Below are 23,254 nucleotides of genomic sequence, written 5' to 3'. Positions count from 1 at the left end.
ATGAGGTTTTACTTCCTGTTCTGTTCCATCCAGTTCACTGCATAATCAACGATTTCCCGTTGCGGAATCAATTGAGCGGTTGCGGAAGCAACCTGTCCATATGTAATAAGTCTCGTCTCTTGTCCAAACTGATCTGCCAGCTGAACGAAATCGTCAGAATCCCAATCCAGCTCCTTAAATTCCACCCACTGCCTAACTCCATCCACCATAATGGGCGCCCCGCCAAGGGTTTCCTTCTTGCCAGCATAAGATGCGCGGCATTCGGCAAGATGCAGGGAAGTATTATTAAGATTGCCAACACCCAGCAACAGTACATGTCCGCCCAAATCGTAAATACGAGCCAGCGGAGAATCTTCCCCCAGACCCGTTTCAAGCGAATGACCATACATAATTTCGTCTCTATGCTTGCCCCAAGCGGCAAACGAATGAATCGGATGGTCACTGCGTTTTACTCCTTTTTGTTTACGGAAGCAGTCCGGAATAACCCCCATTCCTCTAAGCTGGGTCAGGTCTGGATCATAAGCCGGCATCTGCTCGCGGATACTCTGCCACCACGCCTCCGGCACCGGTGGGTTGCTCCAGCCTGCGGGATCAGTCAGGTCACTGGAATGTGTGGGCATTACCAGCGTGCCAGATTCTCCGAGGACCTCCTCCAATGCCAAAATAACAGCGACCGGGCCCCCGGCTACCCATTGGCCTAACGATTTAAAAGAAGAATGCAATAAAATCGTCATGCCCGCCTTAACGCCCAGTCGACGAAAATCCGCTGCTAATGTCTGAACCGTAATCAAATTGCCTTGTATTTCTTCCACCCTTCATTCCTCCAATGAATCTTCTCAAATCCATTATATAGGAGGGCCGCTTCTAAATGCATCTTCAATAGCCTCAACACTCTTCGGATACTATTTTCGCTCTATAATCACCTGGGGAAATCCCTTCCAGCTCTTTAAAAACACGGGCAAATTGTTTACTGTTCTCGAAGCCTACCTCTTCTGAGACTGTTGCGAGTTTACTGCAGCCTTTTGCCAATAGCTCTTTAGCATGACGGATGCGGACCTTTTTTAAATAAATAACAAAATTCTCACTGGTATATGCCTTAAAGGCTTCGCTAAAATAAGAATAATTCAAAGATACATGATTGCTGACCATAGCCATATTCAGTGGACGGGCGTAGTTGGCTTCAATATAGCTCAGTGCCTCTTCCATATCCGCATGCTCGGTATGCGCGGACCTTACGCCTACAATGTATTCATTCACACTCAAGAGTAAGTTCTCCAGCGCACGATAATATTCGTGGAAATGACGATAGTTGTACATATTGCCTACCGTGCGATACAGCTTCAATACCTCTACCGAGGCTTCGCCATGTACCCGAAATACTTCATCCAACACCAGTTCGTTTACATTCTGTCCCACGGACTCCAGATAAGCTAGGTCCAGTTCCTTCAAATGCTCAGTTTGAAAAATCACAGATAGAAGATGCTTCATCTCCTTCTCGCGTTCTGTTCCCAGCATATTGAGCAGCTTGCGAAGCTCTTCCTTAGGTAACGGAAAGTTAGACCGTCCCTGACCAACATCCCCATAATCCAACAAACTCACTTGCGGATATAAAAAAGTATATTGCAGTGCCCGGCATGCTTCCTTATAACAGGAACGGAGGTCCTCAAGACTTCCTCCTTCGCTGCTAATCCCAATCGATAATCCCTTTATTTCCTTAGCTTCAGCTTGTCTGGACAGCTCTATAAAATCCTGTTTTCTGCTCCCGATCAAGACTAATTTGCCATCCCAATCCGTTGTGATTTCCGAGAAAAACTTTTCAAGCGGTCCGATCAATCGTTCCGCCAGTCCTTGAACATCCCCCGACTTCATTCTTGTTCCGTCATTGTAATAGTAATTCAACACACCAACTGTAAAAGGTGCTTGCAGATCACTTAGCCACTCTTGCTGCTCACGCTCCAGCGGAACCTCCTGCTGCATTAGCAGTCCCCGTAAACGACTGGACCGCAGTTCCCTGCGGAAGTGTTCCGTTTCCTGTTCCAGCTGCCTTGCGCTGAGATCCTGTTCTTCCTGTTCCTTATCGATATTCTTCAAAATTTCGAACAACTCATCTCGGCGAATCGGCTTCAGCAAGTAATCCTTTACGCGATAACGAATCGCGCTTTTGGCATATTCGAAATCATCATAACCGCTTAAGATGAGCACTGCTGGGCTTTTCTCACCACTTGTTAGCTTAGATATCTGCTCCAACAGTGTAATTCCATCCATCACTGGCATACGTATATCTGTAATAATAATATCTGCACCTTCGGTCTTAAATATCTCGAAACCCTCTGCGCCATTACTCGCCATTGTGATGGTATACACGGACGGAAATTCTCTTTCTATCATAGTCTTGAGACCGTAACGGATATTCTTTTCATCATCAATGATCAGTAGCTTCTTCATAGTTGTTTTTCTCCTGTCAAAAGAACTTTCGGCAAGGTCAGACGTACCATCGTCCAACTCCCTGCTTCACTCTGTACTACAAGCCCATATTCATCACCATAAAAGATTTGCAGTCGCTGATGTACATTTCTCAGTCCAATACCACCTGTTCGGCGGTCAACATCCCTCTGTTCTGAAGCACTCTCACAGCGCTCATCTTTCGCATAAATCGCCTCGTTCAAAGCAACCAAACGCTCTGGAGTTAAGCCGATGCCATTATCACGAAGCTCTATGCAAATATCACCTTCCGTTTCCGAAATATGAATATGAATGTTCGGGTCCTGTAAATTCTCTTTCTCGTCGCACCAAGCATGCTTAACACTGTTCTCTACAATAGGCTGCAGTGACATTTTCAGCACCTCCAGCTCCAAATATCGAGGTTCAATATGAAGCACTAACTTAACCGGATATTCAAAACGAATATTCATCACTTCAATGTAATTTTCAATGTGGCGGACTTCATCCCGCAGCTTCACATACTCTCCGGACCATTTAAAATTATAGCGCATCATCCCACCCAGCGAGGTCAGTGCGTCCGAGATCGTTCGCTGGTTCTCAATTTCAGCCAGCATTTTTATATTTTCCAGCGTATTATATAAAAAATGTGCGTCAATCTGGTTATGCAGCGTACGCAGTTCAGCCTCTTTAGACAACGCCTGCTTGCTCACTGCCTGAGCCACCAACGTATTGATGGTGTTCATCAGCTTGGAGAAATGATGGGCAAGCTCCCCGACTTCCCCTCCACCACGAATCATTATTCCAGTGTACGCTTCACCTCTACGCACTTTTTTCATCGTTTCGGTCAATCTACGCAGATTTTTTAGAATAAAGGCATTTGTCACATAAGCGATCAGCGTTAGTAAAGTAATAAAACCAACATTGGCTCCAATGATTAAGTTGCGCGTGCGGGAGATATCCTTCATCACTCCTTCCATTGACACTACATTTAACAAATAAGCATCAATTCGTTCTAGCGGAGTGTTAATTAACAAAAACGATTTACCATTCTCCGAGTAATTACTGTCCCATTCGCCAGTTTCCCGGAACTGCTTATACCGTTCTGCAATCATATCAGCCATCACTAGATTATCCTGCAAAAAAGAATTGTCCGGCCTGGTGAAAAGCTGCAGCTCACTATCCACAAGAAACATCTGGGTCTGATTATCCCGTACATCTGTATACGTCTTGGGTGTAAATCGACTAAGCAGCATATCCACCTGCACCATGCCGATATGATTGTCTGCAGGCCGACTCTTCTCACGCAGCAAAGAAACCTTTGGCAGACTCTCCGTCGGTGCTCCCAAGTATCTCTGCATCAAATCCGGATCATTTTTCTGAAAAGACCAGTATTCCTGCCCCTTCAATTGAAGCGCTTTCTGAAACCATGGGGTGGAAGAAACCCGCTCTTCGCGAAAGATAATCGGCCAAATTTCATGCACCTTATTACTTCTCGAATACAGTCTTAAATGCTCAATATTCGGATTATTAAATTGAATACGAGTCATATTCACATAAGCATTTGTATTAAAATCAACCAAATCTACTAGCTGCGGTTCGGTTTCATTCGCTAAGAATTTTTCTACTTCGGCATCAGAATAAGCCATTTGCGCCGCCCGTTCCATCGCTTCGATCTGATTATGAATATGCAGCTTCTCCATTTGCGACAAATAATCATTTTTCTCGACGGCATCGCGGAGATAGGTATTATTAATAGCTTTATAGGAGTAGACAGAAACCAGCATACACGGGCCTAAAACAATAAAAACATAAGCTGCAATTAAACGGCTCTGAAGTGATCTTCGCCCCCACCAATAACTAAAAGAATGCCATAATGCTCTGGTTCGATCTCGCCTATTCACTTTATACACTTCTGTCCTGTCCACCTCGCTAAAATAGTGAATATTCAAATACTTAATATCTATTCCTTATTATAATTCGAAAATAACCCAAAAGCCCGCAGTTAGCGGGCATTTTGGGTCATACTTTTTATTTTATGGACAGCTTCACTTTATTCTCTTCATATTTCTTTTGTTGGTAGGCATCAAATACATCTTCGCCTTCCTTCTTTCTCTTCTCTAAATACTCATTCCAAATCTTATCGAATTCCGCATCGGAGGAAGCCATGAGCAATTTCGGCATAGTTTTACCGCGCAGCTGTTTCAGCTTCGAAGCGATGATACCTTCAGGAGAGTTTCCTGTTGGTTCGATTTGTTGGAACTCCGAGGAGCCTATGGATTTACCTCTAGTCCAATCTTCCAATTGCTTAAATGGTTCTACCGATTTAGGAGCCCATTGGTCTGTGATATTCGTATTTTGCAGCATCCAGAATGTAAAGGAAGATCCGATTTGCTTATCAAACGTCGAACGGTCTTTATTCATCAAATCAAACACTTCTGGTTTAAATTGATCTTTTCCATCAATCGTATCGTAGCTGACACCTTTTTCGCCTAAGAACAAGTCTTTGTTGCCTTCTTCACTGTTCAAGTAGCTGAGGAAGCGGATAGCACGTGCTTTATCCTTAACATCTTTGGAGATCAGTGTTACCGTCCAACCGGAGATACCAGGGCCATCAAGGGTTGGTTTATCCAAGTTCGTATTGGAAGGTCCGTCAACAGCGATATACGTTTTAGTTGGATCCTGTTGGTAAATCGTTCCTAGTTGTGCTGCAAAGTCTGTACGTTGATACAGCATTGCGAAATAACGGCCTTGGGCAATTTTTTCTTCCATTTGTGGGCGTTTGTCGATAAAGATATCTTTAGCCAGCAGACCGTCTTGATTCGCTTGACGAAGTGCCTTCATCCAGCGGATATATTCAGGATCGGTTTCACGAGCATATACCTTGCCATCTTTTTCTCTTGGGATTGCCAAGAAGTTCTGCAGGTAACCTTCCAAAGAATCGTTACCGTTCTCGGTAAATTCATGCAAACCAAGTGGAATAAGCGGCTGTCCATTTACGTCAGGGAATTTCTCTTTCGCTAATTTAAGCGCATTCAAGAAACCTTCTGGTGTGCGCATATCTGGACTTCCAATAGCTTCATACATATCCTTGCGGACAGCGAATACTTGGTTGGATACGTAATTTTCTCCATATTTCTCATAGTCGGCAGGAGAGGAAGAAGAGTTAGGATAGCCATACACATTGCCGTCTTCTTGTGTATACCAGCCCAGCTTATCAGCATCGGATACTTTAAAGAAGTACGGATCATATTCATCAGCAAGTTTGTTCAATGGAAGAACAAGTTCACCTTCGACCATTTTCTTAATCGCATCTTCCCAGAAGCCCAAAGTGATGAAATCAGGCAATTTACCGGATGCAATCAGCGTGTTAAGCTTCTCATTCTCGTTACCAGCCGGAACGATGAAATTAATATCAACTCCGGTCTTCTTAGTTACATATTGGGAGGTTGGGTCCACGCCCCATTTATTAGGGAACCATGAGAAGTTCAGGTACCAGTCAAATGTAATGGGTGAAGTATCAATCTTCCATCCCGGTTCATCTGCTGATAATGCAGCAGCAGTCGGTTCAGCACTTGCCTCCGTATTAGTAGCTTTAGCGCTGTTAGCATTACCTTCGGCATTCTTGCCAGCATTATTCCCGCTGGAGCAGCCTGCGGCTGACAATGACATCATTATTGCGAGAAGCAGAACTCCCATTGCTTTTGGCTTACGTTTCATGCCCATGCTTGTTTACCCCTTTTCTATGAATGTTAATTATAAGCTCAACCCCAGTGCCTACAGCTGTAGGCAACCGGAGGAGTTATCACTGCTAGACATCAGCCCTTAATGGAGCCGATCATCATCCCTTTAACGAAATAACGCTGCAGGAACGGATACACGAATACTATCGGCAGTGTGGTCACTACCATCGTCGCCAGCTTAATGGACTGTGACGTTACGCTTCTCGTAACGCTGCTGCCTTGTACAGCGACCATCATTTGACTAGAGCTCGATTGTGCGACGACCCGGAACAAATACGTCTGAATCGGCTGCAGATCAGTATTATTGATATAGATCATACCCGTGAAGTAATCATTCCACTGATACACGCCATGGAACAGCGCAATGGTAGCAATTACAGGCATGGATACTGGAAGTACGATTCTTAGAAAGATGGACCAATCATTAGCACCGTCAATACGTGCCGCTTCTTCCAGCCCATCGGGAATCTCCCGGAAGAAGGTCATGAAGATAATAAGATCAAAGAAGCTAAACATAACCGGAATAATATAGACTAGGAAATTCTCCAATAGGTGAAGGTCCTTCATCAGCAGGAAGGTAGGAATGAGTCCCCCGCCAAAAAAGAGAGTCACTGTACCCATCAGCATGTAGAACTTACCGCCAATGAGGTTTTTTCTGGAGAATGCATAAGCTACCATCGCTGTGAAAAATACATGCAGTACAGTACCCAAAAGTGTTTTGGCGACAGTAACCCACATCGCCTGCATGATGCCGGGGCTGGCAAACACGGCCTCGAAATTCTCAAAGCTGAACATCCGCGGCCACCAGTAGATTCCTCCCCGCATGGCGTCATTACCGTTATTGAAGGCGTTAACCAATACGTACCAGATCGGGTAAAGCGTTATGAAGCAGATACATAACATGATGAGGTTATTGATGATATCGAACAGGGCCTCGCCCTTGGTTTTACGCTTAAGTGCAAACATATATGGTCCTCCTTATCCTAGAACAACGATGTATCGTTGATTTTTTTAGATACTTGGTTGGCAATCAGCAGCAATATTAGAGCGATAACCGATTTTAACAATCCAACTGCAGTTGAGTAAGAGAAGCGGCCTGAGAGAATCCCTGTATAGTACACATAGTAATCAATTACATTACTTGCACTATCATTCAGTGAGTTGCGCAGGACCAGAATCTGATCAAAGTTGGAGTTCAGCACTCCGCTGACCGCGAGAATGAAGAGAATGCTGATTGTCGATTTAATCGCCGGCAAGGTAACATACCACATCTTCTGAAATCTGCCCGCGCCGTCGATTGTCGCCGCCTCGTACATTTCAGGAGATACACCGGAAATTGCTGCTAAATAGATAATCGCTGACCATCCAAGTTCTTTCCAGATATCAGAGGAGATAATAATTGTCCAGAAGTAACCAGGCTCAGCCAAGTATGTAATTGGCTGATCAATCAGATGAAGCGCTAGCAAAATGTTATTGATAATTCCTACATCAGCAAGCCATGTAGCCAAAATCCCTCCGAGTACCACCCATGAGAGAAAGTGGGGCAAATACGAAATCGTCTGTATGGTCTTCTTGAATTTCATTGAACGAACTTCATTCAGAAATAGAGCAAATATTATTGGCAATGGAAATCCGATAATTAGCTTAAACAAGCTGATGCCGAGCGTATTTTTAATTACATTCGAGAGATTGTCATCATCCATGAACTCTTTGAAATGTGTAAGTCCCACCCATGGGGCTTCTGCAATCGTTTTAACGATGTTGTAATCTTTAAAAGCAATGATAATTCCATACATGGGAATGTAGTTAAAGATTATCATCCACGCAATGCCGAGTAGAGCCATTGTCTGCAAATGACGCTGGGCAATGAACCTCTTCCAAAGCGGGCTCCGATTTACTTTACCGGTTTCGAAATTGCCAGGAATTAACGGCTTCATCGCTGAGCTTACTTCCATGCTTTTTTTGTTCTCCATCCTTTGGACCTCCAGGCTCTATATCTGTATTTAATCTAAAGCGCTTACAATGTTTATGTATCCATTGTATTTGCTTTTGCCTGTCTCCGTAAGGCTTTGAATTTCGGATTATAGGTACCATTTTTCGGATTGAGTGAAAATTTAAGGGCGAGCCGCAGCTCGCCCCTCTATTTTTATGCTAATACTGCTTGAATTTGTGCAATTTCTCCACGCCGCAGAGCCTCTGCCTCTTCACCGCGCACGAACGCTCCAGATATTTTAGTCACAGTTCCATTACGGTATACAAGCATCAAAGATTGAATGCTGACCTTCTTCTCGCCAAAGGTATTTTTACGTTTTGGGTTAGAATAGATTACCTCCGTATTCCCTAGGAAAGTGAAAGACAGTTTGCCCTCTTCATCAAACAGCCATCCTGGCAATACCGGATCGAGAGACAGCGTAAGCGCTCCATCCTCCATTCTGAAAACATGGCTTCCAGCCATCATTGTTCTCCACATGCTTAAGAATTCCGCGGTCGATCCACTAAGTCTCGCTACGAACCCCCTACCATGGTTATTTGGATCAGGATTGCCTCCAGTTGCGATAAATGATGAATTCTCCAGTGTACTGCGTCCATAAACAGCAGGATCAAGGAATGGCACCAGCGACGTCTTCAGCTCGCCGTAGAATTCCTCATACAGCCCGCCCTTCAGCAGCTCAAGCAAATACTTATAGGACATGTGCAGGAAGTTAGACTCCCGTTCTAGCCAGCCTGGTGTGAAGGCTCTCATCCGTCCGATTTCATGCGATTCACCATCTAGACTAACAGAGGTCTGATACATAGATGTTGCCTGATCATACAGCTCTGTTTGCTTAATCAGATTATAGATTTCTTTTGCCTGCACCGGATTCTTCATCGTCTTCAACCAGCGGGTAGGTCCTTCAAGGAAATAAGGCAAGGCATAAGCCTTAAACTCCTCTACCACAGCCTTTGGCAATCCGTATCCGCTAATGACTGGCTGACCCTCAGCATCTGTTACCTGATGGAATTTCTCCGCTTCAAAACGGAAATAGGTTGGGGTAAGTCCATTGCCCATTTCTACCGCCTTGTTGATCCCCTCATCAATTTTAACCAGGAACTTGGAAAGGGCTTCGCGGATGTGTTCCAAGGTTACTTCAGTTTCAGCACCAGTAATGCCAAACCGGATACTTGCTCTATAAGCTTCACGGGCTGAAGCTACTGTATCCCAATAGTTGAATTGTTCCACTTCTCCTGCTAGGACAGCAGTTACCGCGTGATATACCGCTTCAAGCAGCTCCGCGATTTCTTCTGGCAGCTTTACAGCTCCCTGTACATTCTCAGCACCATTCAGCACATCCAGCAAAAAGACTACAGTACGCTTCAGCTCAAAAGTCTCACTCATTCCGGAGCCAAACAATCCCGGCAGACCGTTCATAGCATCGTTCCAGCCCGGCTTGTTGCCTTCCATCTCCACACCCATGCCGTAAGGGTCAAGCGTAGCAAATTTATTCAAAGCAAGAGACAACATCTTCACGAACAGATTGGTGTGGTAAATAGCACCTTGCCCACCTTTGGTACGCAGCCAATGGGTATCTCCAGCTTTCCATTTCAGCTTATGCAGCTTCTCCTCATCCTCAAGGAGGGCGCCATATTGCCGGGCTTTTCCGTCACTAATTACATACTTCTCACTACGGGGCAGCACATATGCTGGGCTGTCATAGAACGCATAAGTACTATCCCCAAATAAAAGCTCCTGCTTCTTGTCAGGGAAAATGTCCAAATAACCTACTACGAGATCCAAATTATATGTCCAGTGATCAGACCAGAAGCCTTCGCCAAAAGCAGCCTCAATGTTTTGCTGTGAAAGAGCCAGCAGACCCGACAGAAACTCCTGCTCACTAACCTTCAGCGTAACGTTTTGATCCGCAATGTAATTGATCAGGCTGCCTGGGGTGAACCGGCTGTTGCATAGCTTAACAAGCTCAGCTTGATGATCCGCAGCCGCTTCTCCGATCCATTCCGCAGCCTTCGCTTTGCTGTCTGGCTTCACTTCAAAGGTTGTTCCTTGAACACTTAGTGGGTTGTAGCCATCTGCTTGAATCAAGCTATAGAACATTTTGATGTTGAAGCTGCCCACCTTCGGATTAAAAAACACATCATTCCGGCGGTTCTGATTCATGTCGCGGAAGTTACCGTTCCCCTGTGAATAGTATTCTGGGGCAAGTGAGAAGAAGTTATAGTCGCGCTCCAAATCGCCATGCTTGCGGGAATATAAATGAACTACAAAGCCATCTCCGCCATTGTCAAAAATAAAAGGATAGCCTCCGCGCAGGAAGTTATCGAGATAGGACTGACGGCAATAAGCATCAAATACAGCCGATGAAGTGTGCGTGGCAATGTCTTCTGTTAATTCCTCTGTCAGACCTGCGGCTTCCTTGGATTTGGACAGGATATATTCATCCCTGCATAACTGCTCCGCCTTTTTATTGATTTTGTCGATGTCATTTACATGCCCAACCAAAGTATTCAGGGTCAAGCTGCTGCCGGGTGCCAAACGTCTAGCCACACCACTGAAGCCGCAAGGAACCTTATTGACTGGATATTGTGGAAGCTCACTCAGCTCCGAAAGCGTTAATCCCGCAAAGCGGTCTGGGTAAGTAAGAGAGGTATTGCCGCCGAAAATAAGTTCGAAATCAACGATTGGCGCGACTTTTTCTCCATCTCCAGTAAACGACAGATAGAAATGTCCATTTGTGATTTCGCTAACCTGTGCACTATCATTGGTGCTGGAACGCAGCTTATAGAACGGAATACCGTTCTCCAGATTGTATACGTCCATCCAGCTGCGCAGCAGGTTACCAATCTCCTTGTAGCCGCTGTTTTCTACTCCGTAAGGCAAAATCTCAGGCAGACCATCCATCAGCTCCAGCTCAATCTCTTTGCCACCGATATTCTCAATCTCCACCCGACGTACCAACGCGGCATAATCATCATTAGGCAGATTGAAATAGTGTACAGTCGTCTTCAGCCCATGCCCGGCATGGCTTTCTTCAAGGGTCAGTCCGTTAGGCAAAATGGTCATGATCCGCTTGGCGGCAGAATCTGGACGTGCCGATTGAAATGGCTCATAAATCTCTTGCTCGCCTTTTATTTTAATAAAGGTTCGGAATCCGGTGGTTCCTACGTCTTTATAAGAGATATTTGCTGGAGAGAATTCCATGATTGGCGAGTTCTTGTCGCGTACCCCAAAGCTGCAAATCGCTTGCCCCCGGTTTACATAAAAAGTCCACATTGGAATTCCCTTAAGACCTGCAAGACCTGGCAGGAAACTAGAGAAAGGCTTTCCTGTATCAAACTGCTCCATTACAAAGTTACCTGATTGGAAATAATAATTACTCACGTTAATGTCCTCCTAAACTGTTACTTATTTATGAAATCAGATGCGTTACGATAGAATGAGGGGATAGCTCGCAGTTGGCAATCTCATCGCCAAGCCCCAGGGTTACTGTGCGAACTTCTTCGCTCTCATTCATCAATATGACAGCAATGCTGCCGTCCGGATTACGGAATGCTGTGGATAGGATTCCTTCCGCTTCAGAAGTAAAGCCAATCCGTACCGCACCTGGCGCGATAAATTTACTGAAATGCCCGATATAATAATAAGAGCTGTTATAGTGCAATTCGTCTGTTGTTGTATCTGCAATAATTGGGGCATCACAGAGATTCCCTACATGATTGGGCCCGCCGGTCTCATCCAGTACCAGGTTCCAGTCCAGGTACCCTTCTGTCCATGCATTGAGATCCCCAATCATATTTCTGCCGTAACGTTCACCTGTAAACCATTCGCCAAGCTTGACGCCGCCCTCTTGACAGCCCTCAGTGAACAATAGATGTTTGTCAGGAAATAGATCATGTACCTTCTCTACCTTGTCGAACTCCTCACCACCATACCAGTGGATGCCTGTACCCCACACATATTGTGCAGCTTCAGGATCAGACAACACGACCGAAGCACGTTCGACCATAATATCGCGGTTATGATCCCAGATGACAATGTTCACATCGGAATGGCCTGCCTGCTGCATCACTGGACCGAGATGATTTTTAACAAAATCGCGTTCCTCTTCCGCACTATAAATGCAAGAATCCCAGACTTGAACAGCAGCCGGCTCATTTTGCACGGAAACCGCCCAAATAGGTACGCCTTCCTTCCCATAAGCTTCGATAAATTTGGTATAATAGCGTGCCCAAACTTCAGCGTATTCTGGCTTGAGTGATCCTCCATTATTCATTTCACCATTTGTTTTCATCCATGCCGGAGGGCTCCAAGGAGACGCCAACATCGTGAACGGTCCGCCTTTTACCTGCATTGCATCCTTAATCAGCGGAAGCACCCACTTATGATCATGAGAGATATCAAAGGTAGCCAGCTCCGTATCATGATCAGCGACATAAGTATAATTTCCAAGAGCAAAGTCACAGCTATGGATATGAACACGACCCATGTTATAGCCTAATCCCTCTACCGGATGAAAATAGCGGTGAATAACCTCTGCCCGGTTCTCAGGACTGAGCCGTGACAACGTATAGGCCGCAGCTTCTGTGAAAGCGCCGCCAAATCCGATCATCTTTTGGAACTCCTGCTCTGGCCTAAGCTCTACATCGGCAGATCCAGAATCTACTCTTGTGCTAAAAACAATTGCCTCTTTCGGAGTTAAGCGTTCCCCTGTATCTTTTGCAGTTACTACAGTTTGGACTTTTGCCATTTCATCCATCTCCTCTAATTGTTTTGTTACTAACAACAAGCACTGTCTTTACTGGATCACCATCCGATGTTAGGGTTCGGAGCGATGGGCCACTGAAACGTTTGAGAAAATTCAAGGAAACCCTCGGTAAACTTTGATTTCATTCTCAATTCGAAACCTATAATCGAAACCGGTTTCGATTATAATGAAAAAAAATGATCTAACGAGAGCAGGTAAAAAGCGGCATAACAATATGCCCATTATAGCCCTATTCCTCTGAATACGCTGTAGCAAATACCGCATAGAAAAAATTCAAGCTATGATGTCCTCTACTTTATCAGGACTCTTTTCTCTACGTCAAGATTTATCCTGTGGATAGCAGCCCGCTCTCTGTAGTTATGGAATTTGATACAGCCCTAATTCCCGCTAGCCGGAGGTGCACAGGATTCCCGTTCGATCACTTCTACCGGAACTAAAACCGCTTCCTTATCCAACTTTTTCCCTTCAATCGATGCTAAAAGAATGTCCGCTGCCCGGCTTCCTAAAAGTGCTGTATCCTGACGAATGGTTGTCAATGCAGGTGTAACATACTCAGCTAGATCAATATCATCGTATCCCACAACTGAAAGGTCCAGCGGGACGGAAAGTCCACTATCTTTTGCTGCCATAATAGCCCCTAAAGCTAACATGTCACCCGAAGCAAAAACAGCGGTTGGCCGATCAGGTAGCTTAAGAAGCTCCAGCATCGCGTTATAACCACTTTCACGAGAATAAAAAGCTCCATTCACAACATAGGACTCCGGCACTTCAAGCCCCTGCCGCTTCATAGCGTTCTTATACCCTAACTCCCGAGTTTTACCGGGAAAAGTGTTCATCCCCCCGGAAATATGAGCAATCTTGCGATGACCCAAAGAAACTAAATACTCTATCGCAAGCTGAGCTCCAGCCGTATTATCCGAACATACCGTATGCGACTGGTTAGTCTCAAAATCCAGAATCACAGTAGGAATATCACTCTCTAGCAGCTCACGGAAATAGGGGTCCTCGTAATCAGACAAGAAAACGACAACACCATCTACACCACGGATTCGGCAATTCTCCAAATACCCACTTTGTTTACCCCCAACATCCTTGGAAATAAACATGAGGGCATACCCCTTATCCACAGCAACCTTCTTAAAGCTCTCGATCACAGCGCTAAAAAAGGGATGGCGAATACCAAATCCCGTATTCTCTACAAATAATACACCGATGGTCCATGATTTCTTAGTAGTCAGTGTACGGGCATGGGAATTCGGCAAATATCCCATTTCTTGGGCAACCCGGAAAATTTCCTGGCGAGTCTTCTCCCGTACATCGGAATAATTATTAAACGCCTTGGATACCGTTGTAGGAGAGTAACCGGTTCTTTTGGCAATATCGTATATAGTTGTCAATCCGGTTCACTCCTTGCCCAGACTAATGAAATACCTTCTGTTCACTGCAATTTTAACGTCTTTCGGTACCGCCGTCCAGCAAAAAGTAACTTTGTACGGAAGGAAGCAGCGTAACAGCTTGGATCAAAAGCCCTAGACTCATATAGACCAGATGTATGATTACCACACTGTCGAGCATATACGTCTGTACCATAATCCAAATAATTAGACCAAAGCCGATATATAGGGACAATGCCCAGAAGCTATATAATTTCTTAAAGGGATTCAAAGTATTCACCCAATGCCATTCTGGTCTCTTGATCAACCCATATAACACGAGCATGGGCAGGATACCAAATACGATGAATAGCAAAATACCCGGAATTAAAAAATCTGAAAATGGCGATCTTTCCAGCATAGATGTGGGTATGTGTATCAGATCACCACTAGGATCTATGACCATTGACCCGCCTCCTGCTAACGCTCCAACCCCCAAAAATATATGAAAAATATAAAGCAATGTTACCGTAAACGGCCTTCTTTTGGTTGGCTTCATTTCAGTACCCCTTCCCATGTTTAAAAAGTAGAGCATTCCTTACAGCTCTTTTCGATTTTACATGTTTTTCCTGAATGTCACCAAGACAGATATCACACAAAAAGCCGTATTTAAGCTTTTTTTGAGTGCGATGTGAACGATTGTATTTTACGCTATACTAAGATTAGAACGAAATGTTAACCCTGCCGACTGAATCTAATAAATAAAATACATTGGATCCTAAAAAACAAGGAGACAGGACGGGCGCTAAGTTGCGCTGAACCTAACATATCTATGAACGATACCCATCTTTTATCCACCAAACAATGTACCTATTGCCAGCAACAGAAGCCGCTCTCTGAATTTCGTAAACGTACCGGCAAACGTTCCAAAGGTCAGTCTCGCCGTGGCGCTTGTCGGGAGTGCCGCAATCAACGACAAAACATAGATCTCACTCTTGCAGCAGGTCCCATTCCAGTACAAACTGATACCATTCAATCCCCTTCTTTGGCTGTCAAGGAACGCTCCAAACAAGGAAAGCCTACGGTTGCTTCTTCACCGCAATCCAACCCAAATCAGCGCATACAGGGCTTGGAACAACGAAGGAAACATTCTCATTCTCAAGGCGCGAAACTGAGTCCCGAAGATCCAACGCAATTGATTCCCTCTGCCAAAGGGAAAATTCTAATGCGTGGCCACAGTGATAAAGGACGGCGCTGGCATCAGGAAATTGACTACGAGCTTGCAGTTACTCTAGTCAGAGAACATGCCGCTATCGTAGTGAATCGCCGAACCATCCGCCGGATTTACAGCAATAAGGATTTCCGTGCTTATATATTGACCAGAGACAACTATACTTGCTACTTCTGTGGCTCCTATGGAGACACTATAGATCACTTGCTCCCCCGTGCTAAAGGTGGCCATACTACTCCGGATAATTGCGTTTGCGCTTGTACGTTATGTAATCAGACCAAAGCCGATCAGTCCGTTGAGGATTTTATGAGCAGATAAAAAAGAAAAGCGCCCCAATCTCTGTTGATTAGGGGCGCTTTTTTATAAAAATCAAAGGTAAAGTTTATTGTTGTTAGTTAGCAACAATATTCTTAACTCGTCCTACCTGTCCACTGGTTAAACGCACCTTGATGCCATGCGGATGTCGAGGTGAGTTCGTGAGAATATCCTTTACCGTTCCATGTGTTAGCTTACCCGTCGGCTGATCCTGCTTAAGCACAATATCCACTTCAAGCCCAGGACGAATATCGGCTCTTACCTGTCCGTTCATGATGTAATCCCCTTTCAATGGGTTATAATGTTGTCAACTATACTACATAAGGAGGAGACGTAATGGCCTTCGGCATCAACAGAGAAGAATTAACCCGCTGGAAAAAGGCTGTCTCCGCAGGAGAGATCGCTTTCTTAACCCATTACTGGCTAGACCCGCGTTTTCCCGGCATGACTACTGTCACCAAGGTCGGCTGTAGTGACCTGACCAGACTAACATATTGGTGTGAGGAAAATGGACTGCCGGCTAAATATATTCATAATCGTTCGCCATTCCCCCACTTTGACCTTTTGGGACCCAAACAAGCAGAAATCCTTCGGAAGGAAGGATTATGGGAACAGTTGGAACGTTTCAAAATGCTCTAAAATCACTTCTTTTTACGTAAATCCTGCATGATCTTGCGGCCGGTAGGTGTCTGTGCTAATCCGCCACCTGCGGTCTCGCGGTGTTTTTCTGGCATAGCTGAGCCTACCTCAAGCATGACCTTGATTACTTCATCTGAAGGAATCACGCTACGTACGCCAGCCAGTGCCATATCGGCGGCGGCGAGCGCGGTCACTGCACCGAATCCGTTTCTAACGATACAAGGAATCTCTACAAGTCCTCCCACCGGATCACAAATCAGTCCTAAGGTGTTCTTAAGCGCCAGTCCAACAGCATGCACTGCTTGTGCAGGCGTTCCTCCACGCAGTTCGGTTAAAGCTCCTGCCGCCATCCCGATGGCCGACCCGACCTCCGCCTGACAGCCACCCTCTGCACCAGATACAAACGAATTGTTGGCAATGACATAACCGATCGCTCCTGCAGCGAACAAACCGGTAACCATATAGTCATCATCCCAGCCAAACCGTTCCTGGCAGCTGAGAAATACACCCGGAATAATTCCGCATGAACCTGCGGTAGGTGTAGCAATTATGCGGCCCATTGAGGCATTAACCTCGGACACAGCCAAGGCATAGGCCATTGCTTGACCAGCGGGTCCACCTAGGCATGGTTCATCTGCTGCGTTATAGGCTCCTACACGCTGGGCATCCATTCCCGTAAGACCGCTGCGCGAAGTGGTATCTTCATGCATCCCACGATGAACAGCCTCTTTCATCACCCCATAATATTCACGCATAGTGGCAAATTCCTGTTCACTGGAACGTCCCGATTCCGCGCTTTGCTCTTCAAGCATAAGGGCTCCAATGGTAAGACCACGTTCCTCACATAATACAGCCAGTTGACTAAGTGTTTGAAAATTCATGTTAAGCTTTCCTTCCCCTTCTCATCTTGCTTACCCTCGTTTAAATTAACCAATTTCACCGATTTCACCGCAGTGAGCGCTTTAAGCGCTTCAATAAGCTCTGGAGTAGCAGCTTCATCCAGCTCCAGTACCGTTAAGGCTGCACCGCTGCGATTCTTCCGATCCAGAGACATATGCCCTATATTAAATTGTCCGTTACGCATCACTTCTGTAACACTCGCCAGAACACCTAAATAATCCATATGATGAATCAATACCGTCGGATACATTCCCGTAAGCTTTACTCCAAAACCATCCACATCGACGATCTCAATGTTTCCACCACCGATGGATGTCCCCGTTAAAGTCAGCTCACTTCCTGTCTCTTGTCCGATAAGATGCAGTTTAACTGTGTTAGGATGAGGAAACAATCCCGTTCCTTGCTCAAAAGATACGTCCATCCCAGCTTCAGCCGCTAACTCCAGAGAGTCGGGTAACCGATGATCATCGGTAGCGTAATCCAAAAGTCCTCCGACAATAGCCCTGTCTGTGCCATGGCCCTGATAAGTAGCTGCAAAAGAACCAAAAAACGTCACTTCTGCCACACGCGGAACTTCACCCAGCACCTGCCTTGCAGCCCTTCCGATCCGTGCCGCACCGGCTGTATGCGAGCTTGAAGGCCCGACCATGGCCGGACCAATAATTGAAAACACATCTTTAAAACGCATAAAAGACCTCCTGCCTGCAAAATAGGCAATTATCAAACTCATATATAGTATACTGCACTGGCAGTCGGAGTTCACCGTTACATTTGCTGTGATATATCCACTTCTAATCTAATGATATTTTACTTAGATAGTATTTTCATTTCGCATCTTATGTATCACAAGATATCCTGGGAGTATAACATAATTCCACCTCTATACTGCCAGCCTATCCCTTCCCAGAATCCTCTTCCTTGTTCATTGGTTCCAATCACCATCAGATGACATTTTGCGATACCAGCTGCATGTAAATTACCGAGACAACGCTTTACAAGCTCACGCCCGATGCCCATGCCTCGGCAGTCATTACTAACTGCAACATGATACATATAACCTCTTCGCCCATCATGTCCACACAATGCAGTTCCTACAATCCGGCCGTCTTCATTCTCGCAGATCTGGCTGAAGCCAGCATTACGCTCCAGATAACACGTAATCTCCAGTCTCGAATCCGCTTCACTAAGTCCCATTCCCTCTGTATTTCCCCATAGCTGGTAGGCAGCTTCATAATCATCCGCAATCATCTCTCGATAATTCATGTCTATCCCCTCGCTTGTATAGAATGACAAAGAGCATAAAGAGCACTCCGCGGAAGCTTTTCCAGCATCAGCAGCGCTTCATAAGGGTCACCTTCCAGGCCCAGCACTTGCGCGAAGGCAGGTTCGGTCTTCCACCCGTTTGTTTTCATTGTAATGATCTGCTGGCGAAAATCATTATCCAGCTGAGCTAGAATTTCCGCTTCAATGATCATATGTAAGTAACCATTCTGCAGAGCTGTGGGTCGCGGCTGCCCAAACAGTTCTATAGGCCAGCCACCGGCCATAAAGTTAATTTTCGTTCGTGGGACCCCATCAACCACACGCGATACACTAGTAAACTCATCCATGGTTCCGAAATATCGACTAACAATGTCCGTAAACTTTACGGAATCATGCACCTCACAAATAATATCCAGATCGCTGCCCTTCACCTGAATTCCAAGCGGCACTGTGCCAACCAGCACCGGGTTATAGTCGGCCAGCAAACTCATAATATTTAATTTTCTTAACAGGGTATAGACCTCTTTTTGCACTGGAGTTCCACGATTCAGATAATCTATGTTTCGCCAATCATTCATCTCTGACAAACGCTCCCTCGAACTAGGTTATAAACACAGGCAGGACCGGATAACAGCGCACGCTTTTCTAGGCGCATGCATAGAAATATACGGAAGATAGAAGGCAAGGAGGAGTGTATGTAAAAATGAACCCCACCTACCCCTATTATGGGGAACAAACGATATGTAAGGAACAGCCTATTGCTTTTCCCCCACAGCACCAAGACCGTCAGCCTGGTCTAGAGAGTCTAATGAATCCTCGCCCCATCAGTGAAAATCCGGAGATCACCGGCAGCGGAAAGCTAAAAGGAAAAATTGCGCTCATCACCGGAGGCGACAGCGGAATTGGTAAAGCGGCAGCCATTGCTTTTGCAAAGGAAGGCGCAGATGTTGCTATAGCTTATTTATACGAAGCTTCAGATGCAGAGGTCACTCAGCGGCGAATTGAAGAATTAGGGCAACGTTGTTTGCGGATCGAAGTTGATTTACGCCATAAGGAAAACTGCTTCAAGGCTGTGGAGCATACCCTTCGCACTTTTGGCAAGCTGGACATCCTCGTCAACAATCATGGCGTCCAGTATCCGCAAAAAAGTATTCTGGATATCACGGAAGCACAGCTCTACCAAACGTTTCAGACGAATATATTTCCATTCTTTTACCTGACACAAGCTGCACTTCCACATCTAAAAAAAGGCGCAGCCATCATCAACACTGCTTCCATTACTGCCTATCAAGGAAATAAAGAGCTTATAGATTATTCCTCAACTAAAGGCGCGATCGTCTCCTTTACCCGCTCTTTAGCCTTATCACTCGTAGACTCTGGCATTCGTGTCAATAGCGTAGCTCCCGGACCTGTATGGACACCACTAATTCCCTCCAGCTACTCTGCAGATGAGGTTAGTGTATTTGGGACGGATACACCCTTTAAACGTGCCGCACAGCCATATGAGTTAGCAGGAGCCTATCTTTATTTAGCGGGACCGGATTCTTCGTATGTTACCGGGACATGTATTCATGTCAATGGTGGAGACATGGTCACCAGCTGATGCATTACACCACGAGAGGAATGTATATCAAATGAATAAGATAAATGATTATGATATCTCTTCTGTCCGCCTAAGCAGTGGCATGTACGCATTAACCAAATTAGCCTGCGCAGGGCTAACTTACGTCCTTATTACCTTACTTATGCTTGGATTTCCACAATCCGATGGAATTCCTGAAGGCTGGCCACTATCGATTCCTTATGCCATTTATGCTTATGGATTGCCTGCGGCGTTAGTAGCAGATGTACTGCTGCGTATTCTGCGCTCCAAATCCCCTATCCTGCCCCTTGCTGTATATGTCGTCACGGGTTTTGGTGCAGGTCTATGGCTGGCAGCGGAACAAGGTGCAGAGTATCTGCTATGGGGTCTGGGTGGAGTCCTGGGACTACTCCTTCTCAGAGTGACCCAGCTTGGTGTAGAAAGGTTTCCTCTGTTGCTGCCAGTATTCGCCCTATTTCTGCCACTGCTCTGCTTACTGCTGTCATAAGCTTTATTAGGGATACTCAAAGCGCTTCAATGATATCTCCGGCAATAATAGCCGCCGGATTATTCCGCTGACGGGCTGCTTCCTCTCCTGCTAATCCGTGCAGGTATACCCCAAAAGCTGCTGCCTGCGTAGCATGAAGTCCCTGAGCCAGCAGGCTGGAAATCATGCCCGTTAGCACATCACCAGCTCCACCAGTGCCCATGCCGGGATGGCCTGTGGTATTTACATAAGCTTGCCCTTCAGGAGTTGCTATCACGGTATGTGCTCCTTTTAACACAAGCGTAACCCCATGCTCCTTGGCATAGTCCATAGCCAGACCGATTCGGTCACGTTGGACCTCAGCCGTAGTTAGGTTAGCCAGGCGAGCCATTTCGCCTGGGTGAGGTGTCAGAATTACAGAATGACGGCGCCGCGCCCAACTCTTATAATCGGAGTCAGCCAGAATATTTAAAGCATCCGCATCGATAACCAGCGGGCAATCACTGCCTTCCCAAAGACTGCGAAGCCAATCTGTATCACCCGGGAACCGTCCAAGACCTGGTCCCACAGCGATTACATCTCGCTCTTCGCTTAACTTCAGTAGCTCGGGCGCGGTCTCAGCCTCCCAGTTTCCCTCTTCACTGCCACCTACATCAGCCAGCATGAGTTCAGGAACAACACCGATGACGGAAGGTAACAGCTTCTTAGGAAGCGCCCACGTCACCAGTCCGCAGCCCGTGCGCAGCGCAGCACGGGCTGCCAGTAGTCCGGCGCCGCTCATCCGTAAGGTGCCGGCAGCAAGGAGTACATGCCCATAAGTTCCCTTATGGCCTTCTGGCGACCGCCGCCGGGCCAGATCGACACCCAAATGGGCATGCAGCACTTCCGGTGTCAGCAGATGAGTCTGCACACCGCTGTTAAGAGCCAGAGCAGTCGGAATGCCGATGGCCCGTACCTTGACATGCCCCGCTGCGCCTGCACCGGGGTATTGCAGGAGGCCTCGCTTGAGAAACGCGAGGCATACCGTCACTGACGCATGAATGCAAGGCTCATGCGTCTCTCCTGTGTCCGCGTTCAGACCACTGGGGATGTCCGCGGACACAATGACCTTGCCGCTGCTGTTCGCTGCGGCAATCAGCTCCGCATAGGCGCCGCGCGGGGCTCCCGCGCCGCCGGTGCCGAGCAGCGCATCCAGGATGCCGCTGCACTCGGCAAGGTCCAGCCGATCCCTGCCGTATACTACGGCAGGCAGGCCCATGGCTGCAGCCGCATCGCGCTGCAGGGCGGCCTCGCCGGAGAGCAACTCCGGCGGCACCGCATAGACGAGCGTGACGGCGATGCCGGTCTCGCGAAGGTACCGTGCGGCGGCGAGGCCATCGCCGCCGTTGTTGCCTTTGCCGACGAGGATGAACCATCGCTCGGCGGCGGCAGAGGCAAGCGTCAGCGCATGATCTGCGCTGACCTTAAATGCCTTGCCTGGGTCACCCAGCGCGGCCTCCTTTAGCCCGATCGTTCCCTTTGGCTGCATTCCTGCAGCCTGCCCCGCCTCTCTCCCGGCAAAGCGCGATGATCTCCTCTGCGATAACTCTTCCCGCATTCTCCATCAGCGCAATCGCTGGAATCCCCAGCTGCTGGATCGTTTCGCTGTCCAGCTGCCTCATTTGCTCAGCAGTTACCAGATACATGATTTAGCCCCTTTCCGCTATCTACCGTTCCAAAGCTTCACACGCAATTCCAAGTACAAGTCCGAGCGCAAGTCCGGCGCAAGTCTGATATCAGTAAGCGACAGTAAATCTGGCCCGACTAAAATTCCCTTCCTCCAGCTCGTCCACCATAGCTACAGCGAAATCCTCCACACTAATCTTGCTTTCACCATTCTCATCTAGAATAAGACGGTCCAATCCGATGCGGAAATGACCTGTACGACGACCTGGATGAACTACCGCAGCAGGACTGAGATACGTATAATCCAATTCTGTATTTTTGTAAATCTCATAAGCCTGCGCATGCGCCTCTGCAACTGGTTTAAACTCTTCAGGAAAATCCGGTGTATTCATCAGCAGCTCTCCAGTTTCAGTCTTTAAGCTACCTGCACCTCCAACAACCAACAGCCGATTTAACCCTGCCGTCTGCATACCCTCCACCAACGCTTTTGCCGCCGTAATCAGATCCTGCTCGTGGCCCGCTCCTGGTCCATAAGCACTGATTACCTCTTCATGGCCACGGACCGCAGCCGCTACTGAAGCCGGATCAAGAATATCCACCGTTGTTACATGTAAACGCTCGTGTTCGAGAGTTACTGACTCTGGATTGCGTACCGCAGCTGTTACTTCGTGTTTTCTTTTTAATGCCTCCTGTACAATTGCCTTTCCAATCGTTCCTGAAGCGCCCAATATTACAACATCCATCTTGTTGTTCCTCACATTCTACGAGCAAGGCCATTATCGTGCAGCCTTCCTGCTCTATTATTTTTTTGATGCTCATCTGAATAGCTTTTCCCTTACAGCCTTTAAACATTATTTAT

20 protein-coding genes and 1 pseudogene are annotated in these 23,254 nt (G+C 46.6%); 4 read left to right on the top strand and 17 right to left on the bottom strand.

The window, feature by feature from the left end:
• Window positions 1-8: 8 nt before the first annotated feature.
• The 10 genes from NST40_RS02375 to NST40_RS02330 form a co-directional block, all read right to left on the bottom strand.
• Window positions 9-812: an AAC(3) family N-acetyltransferase gene (locus NST40_RS02375; protein WP_076276015.1), complete on the bottom strand. Its 804-nt coding sequence runs from the start codon at window positions 810-812 to the stop codon at window positions 9-11.
• A 73-nt stretch (window positions 813-885) separates the two neighbouring features.
• Window positions 886-2,445 carry a response regulator gene (locus NST40_RS02370; RefSeq protein ID WP_076276014.1) on the bottom strand — a complete coding sequence of 520 codons (1,560 nt, stop codon included), beginning with the start codon at window positions 2,443-2,445 and terminating at the stop codon, window positions 886-888.
• Window positions 2,442-4,352, bottom strand: a complete 1,911-nt coding sequence (locus tag NST40_RS02365; protein ID WP_081387391.1) for a sensor histidine kinase — start codon at window positions 4,350-4,352, stop codon at window positions 2,442-2,444. The genes NST40_RS02370 and NST40_RS02365 overlap by 4 nt, the downstream gene beginning before the upstream one ends.
• 118 nt (window positions 4,353-4,470) lie before the next feature.
• Complete coding sequence (locus NST40_RS02360) at window positions 4,471-6,165, bottom strand: extracellular solute-binding protein (RefSeq protein WP_036682600.1); 1,695 nt, start codon at window positions 6,163-6,165, stop codon at window positions 4,471-4,473.
• A 92-nt stretch (window positions 6,166-6,257) separates the two neighbouring features.
• A complete protein-coding gene (locus tag NST40_RS02355; RefSeq protein WP_036682603.1) occupies window positions 6,258-7,148 on the bottom strand; it encodes a carbohydrate ABC transporter permease in 891 nt (296 codons plus the stop codon).
• A gap of 17 nt (window positions 7,149-7,165) precedes the next feature.
• A complete protein-coding gene (locus NST40_RS02350) occupies window positions 7,166-8,119 on the bottom strand; it encodes an ABC transporter permease subunit (RefSeq protein ID WP_051491255.1) in 954 nt (317 codons plus the stop codon).
• A 209-nt stretch (window positions 8,120-8,328) separates the two neighbouring features.
• The gene (locus tag NST40_RS02345; protein ID WP_076276013.1) at window positions 8,329-11,556 is read right to left on the bottom strand and encodes a cellobiose phosphorylase; all 3,228 of its coding nucleotides are present in this window, start codon (window positions 11,554-11,556) and stop codon (window positions 8,329-8,331) included.
• A 28-nt stretch (window positions 11,557-11,584) separates the two neighbouring features.
• Window positions 11,585-12,922, bottom strand: coding sequence for a glycoside hydrolase family 30 protein (locus NST40_RS02340; protein WP_076276012.1), 1,338 nt, complete (start codon window positions 12,920-12,922; stop codon window positions 11,585-11,587).
• 395 nt (window positions 12,923-13,317) lie between these two features.
• The gene (locus tag NST40_RS02335) at window positions 13,318-14,337 is read right to left on the bottom strand and encodes a LacI family DNA-binding transcriptional regulator (protein ID WP_076276011.1); all 1,020 of its coding nucleotides are present in this window, start codon (window positions 14,335-14,337) and stop codon (window positions 13,318-13,320) included.
• A 52-nt stretch (window positions 14,338-14,389) separates the two neighbouring features.
• Window positions 14,390-14,779, bottom strand: coding sequence for a hypothetical protein (locus NST40_RS02330; RefSeq protein WP_249267764.1), 390 nt, complete (start codon window positions 14,777-14,779; stop codon window positions 14,390-14,392).
• A 366-nt stretch (window positions 14,780-15,145) separates the two neighbouring features.
• On the opposite strand from NST40_RS02330, the gene NST40_RS02325 reads away from it, so the two are divergent.
• The gene (locus NST40_RS02325) at window positions 15,146-15,862 is read left to right on the top strand and encodes an HNH endonuclease signature motif containing protein (RefSeq protein ID WP_076276010.1); all 717 of its coding nucleotides are present in this window, start codon (window positions 15,146-15,148) and stop codon (window positions 15,860-15,862) included.
• A 73-nt stretch (window positions 15,863-15,935) separates the two neighbouring features.
• Here NST40_RS02325 and NST40_RS02320 read toward each other — a convergent pair whose 3' ends face one another.
• Window positions 15,936-16,133 (bottom strand): YwbE family protein, encoded by a 198-nt coding sequence (locus NST40_RS02320; protein WP_036682616.1) that lies wholly within the window; start codon window positions 16,131-16,133, stop codon window positions 15,936-15,938.
• Between the two features lie 62 nt (window positions 16,134-16,195).
• On the opposite strand from NST40_RS02320, the gene NST40_RS02315 reads away from it, so the two are divergent.
• Entirely contained in the window at window positions 16,196-16,498 is a 303-nt protein-coding gene (locus tag NST40_RS02315; RefSeq protein WP_076124555.1) for a hypothetical protein, read from the top strand.
• Window positions 16,499-16,500: 2 nt separating this feature from the next.
• Here NST40_RS02315 and sdaAA read toward each other — a convergent pair whose 3' ends face one another.
• From sdaAA to NST40_RS02295, 4 genes are all read right to left on the bottom strand, one after another.
• Window positions 16,501-17,379, bottom strand: a complete 879-nt coding sequence (gene sdaAA, locus NST40_RS02310) for an L-serine ammonia-lyase, iron-sulfur-dependent, subunit alpha (RefSeq protein WP_076124557.1) — start codon at window positions 17,377-17,379, stop codon at window positions 16,501-16,503.
• Window positions 17,376-18,086: an L-serine ammonia-lyase, iron-sulfur-dependent subunit beta gene (gene sdaAB, locus NST40_RS02305; protein WP_076124558.1), complete on the bottom strand. Its 711-nt coding sequence runs from the start codon at window positions 18,084-18,086 to the stop codon at window positions 17,376-17,378. The genes sdaAA and sdaAB overlap by 4 nt, the downstream gene beginning before the upstream one ends.
• 155 nt (window positions 18,087-18,241) lie before the next feature.
• Entirely contained in the window at window positions 18,242-18,661 is a 420-nt protein-coding gene (locus NST40_RS02300) for a GNAT family N-acetyltransferase (RefSeq protein WP_076276009.1), read from the bottom strand.
• A gap of 2 nt (window positions 18,662-18,663) precedes the next feature.
• Window positions 18,664-19,239, bottom strand: a complete 576-nt coding sequence (locus NST40_RS02295; protein WP_076276008.1) for a DUF4269 domain-containing protein — start codon at window positions 19,237-19,239, stop codon at window positions 18,664-18,666.
• Between the two features lie 125 nt (window positions 19,240-19,364).
• Here NST40_RS02295 and NST40_RS02290 point away from each other — a divergent pair, with 125 nt between their 5' ends.
• Together NST40_RS02290 and NST40_RS02285 are read left to right on the top strand one after the other, a co-directional pair.
• Window positions 19,365-20,264, top strand: a complete 900-nt coding sequence (locus tag NST40_RS02290; protein WP_076142074.1) for an SDR family oxidoreductase — start codon at window positions 19,365-19,367, stop codon at window positions 20,262-20,264.
• Window positions 20,265-20,295: 31 nt separating this feature from the next.
• Window positions 20,296-20,751 carry a hypothetical protein gene (locus tag NST40_RS02285; RefSeq protein WP_076142073.1) on the top strand — a complete coding sequence of 152 codons (456 nt, stop codon included), beginning with the start codon at window positions 20,296-20,298 and terminating at the stop codon, window positions 20,749-20,751.
• Between the two features lie 16 nt (window positions 20,752-20,767).
• On the opposite strand, the pseudogene NST40_RS02280 reads toward NST40_RS02285, so the two are convergent.
• Both NST40_RS02280 and NST40_RS02275 read right to left on the bottom strand, forming a co-directional pair.
• Window positions 20,768-22,415 (bottom strand): annotated as a pseudogene (locus NST40_RS02280) (NAD(P)H-hydrate dehydratase).
• A 90-nt stretch (window positions 22,416-22,505) separates the two neighbouring features.
• Complete coding sequence (locus NST40_RS02275; RefSeq protein ID WP_076218933.1) at window positions 22,506-23,138, bottom strand: NAD(P)-dependent oxidoreductase; 633 nt, start codon at window positions 23,136-23,138, stop codon at window positions 22,506-22,508.
• Window positions 23,139-23,254 lie beyond the last annotated feature (116 nt).

The organism is Paenibacillus sp. FSL R10-2778 (assembly GCF_038593035.1).
GTDB classification, from domain to species: Bacteria; Bacillota; Bacilli; order Paenibacillales; family Paenibacillaceae; genus Paenibacillus_AQ; species Paenibacillus_AQ odorifer.
Note: the sequence above shows the minus strand (reverse complement) of the source record. Positions and strands in the feature narration are given on the sequence as shown.

What these genes read in the sequence shown, in the direction of transcription:
- NST40_RS02370 (WP_076276014.1), bottom strand. Translation starts at nt 2,445, where the DNA reads ATGAAGAAGCTACTGATCATTGATGATGAAAAGAATATCCGTTACGGT.
- NST40_RS02360 (WP_036682600.1), bottom strand. Translation starts at nt 6,165, where the DNA reads ATGGGCATGAAACGTAAGCCAAAAGCAATGGGAGTTCTGCTTCTCGCA.
- NST40_RS02355 (WP_036682603.1), bottom strand. Translation starts at nt 7,148, where the DNA reads ATGTTTGCACTTAAGCGTAAAACCAAGGGCGAGGCCCTGTTCGATATC.
- NST40_RS02350 (WP_051491255.1), bottom strand. Translation starts at nt 8,119, where the DNA reads ATGAAGCCGTTAATTCCTGGCAATTTCGAAACCGGTAAAGTAAATCGG.
- NST40_RS02340 (WP_076276012.1), bottom strand. Translation starts at nt 12,922, where the DNA reads ATGGCAAAAGTCCAAACTGTAGTAACTGCAAAAGATACAGGGGAACGC.
- NST40_RS02330 (WP_249267764.1), bottom strand. Translation starts at nt 14,779, where the DNA reads ATGGTCATAGATCCTAGTGGTGATCTGATACACATACCCACATCTATG.
- NST40_RS02325 (WP_076276010.1), top strand. Translation starts at nt 15,146, where the DNA reads ATGAACGATACCCATCTTTTATCCACCAAACAATGTACCTATTGCCAG.
- NST40_RS02320 (WP_036682616.1), bottom strand. Translation starts at nt 16,133, where the DNA reads ATGAACGGACAGGTAAGAGCCGATATTCGTCCTGGGCTTGAAGTGGAT.
- NST40_RS02315 (WP_076124555.1), top strand. Translation starts at nt 16,196, where the DNA reads ATGGCCTTCGGCATCAACAGAGAAGAATTAACCCGCTGGAAAAAGGCT.
- sdaAA (WP_076124557.1), bottom strand. Translation starts at nt 17,379, where the DNA reads ATGAATTTTCAAACACTTAGTCAACTGGCTGTATTATGTGAGGAACGT.
- sdaAB (WP_076124558.1), bottom strand. Translation starts at nt 18,086, where the DNA reads ATGCGTTTTAAAGATGTGTTTTCAATTATTGGTCCGGCCATGGTCGGG.
- NST40_RS02300 (WP_076276009.1), bottom strand. Translation starts at nt 18,661, where the DNA reads ATGAATTATCGAGAGATGATTGCGGATGATTATGAAGCTGCCTACCAG.
- NST40_RS02295 (WP_076276008.1), bottom strand. Translation starts at nt 19,239, where the DNA reads ATGAATGATTGGCGAAACATAGATTATCTGAATCGTGGAACTCCAGTG.
- NST40_RS02290 (WP_076142074.1), top strand. Translation starts at nt 19,365, where the DNA reads ATGAACCCCACCTACCCCTATTATGGGGAACAAACGATATGTAAGGAA.
- NST40_RS02285 (WP_076142073.1), top strand. Translation starts at nt 20,296, where the DNA reads ATGAATAAGATAAATGATTATGATATCTCTTCTGTCCGCCTAAGCAGT.
- NST40_RS02275 (WP_076218933.1), bottom strand. Translation starts at nt 23,138, where the DNA reads ATGGATGTTGTAATATTGGGCGCTTCAGGAACGATTGGAAAGGCAATT.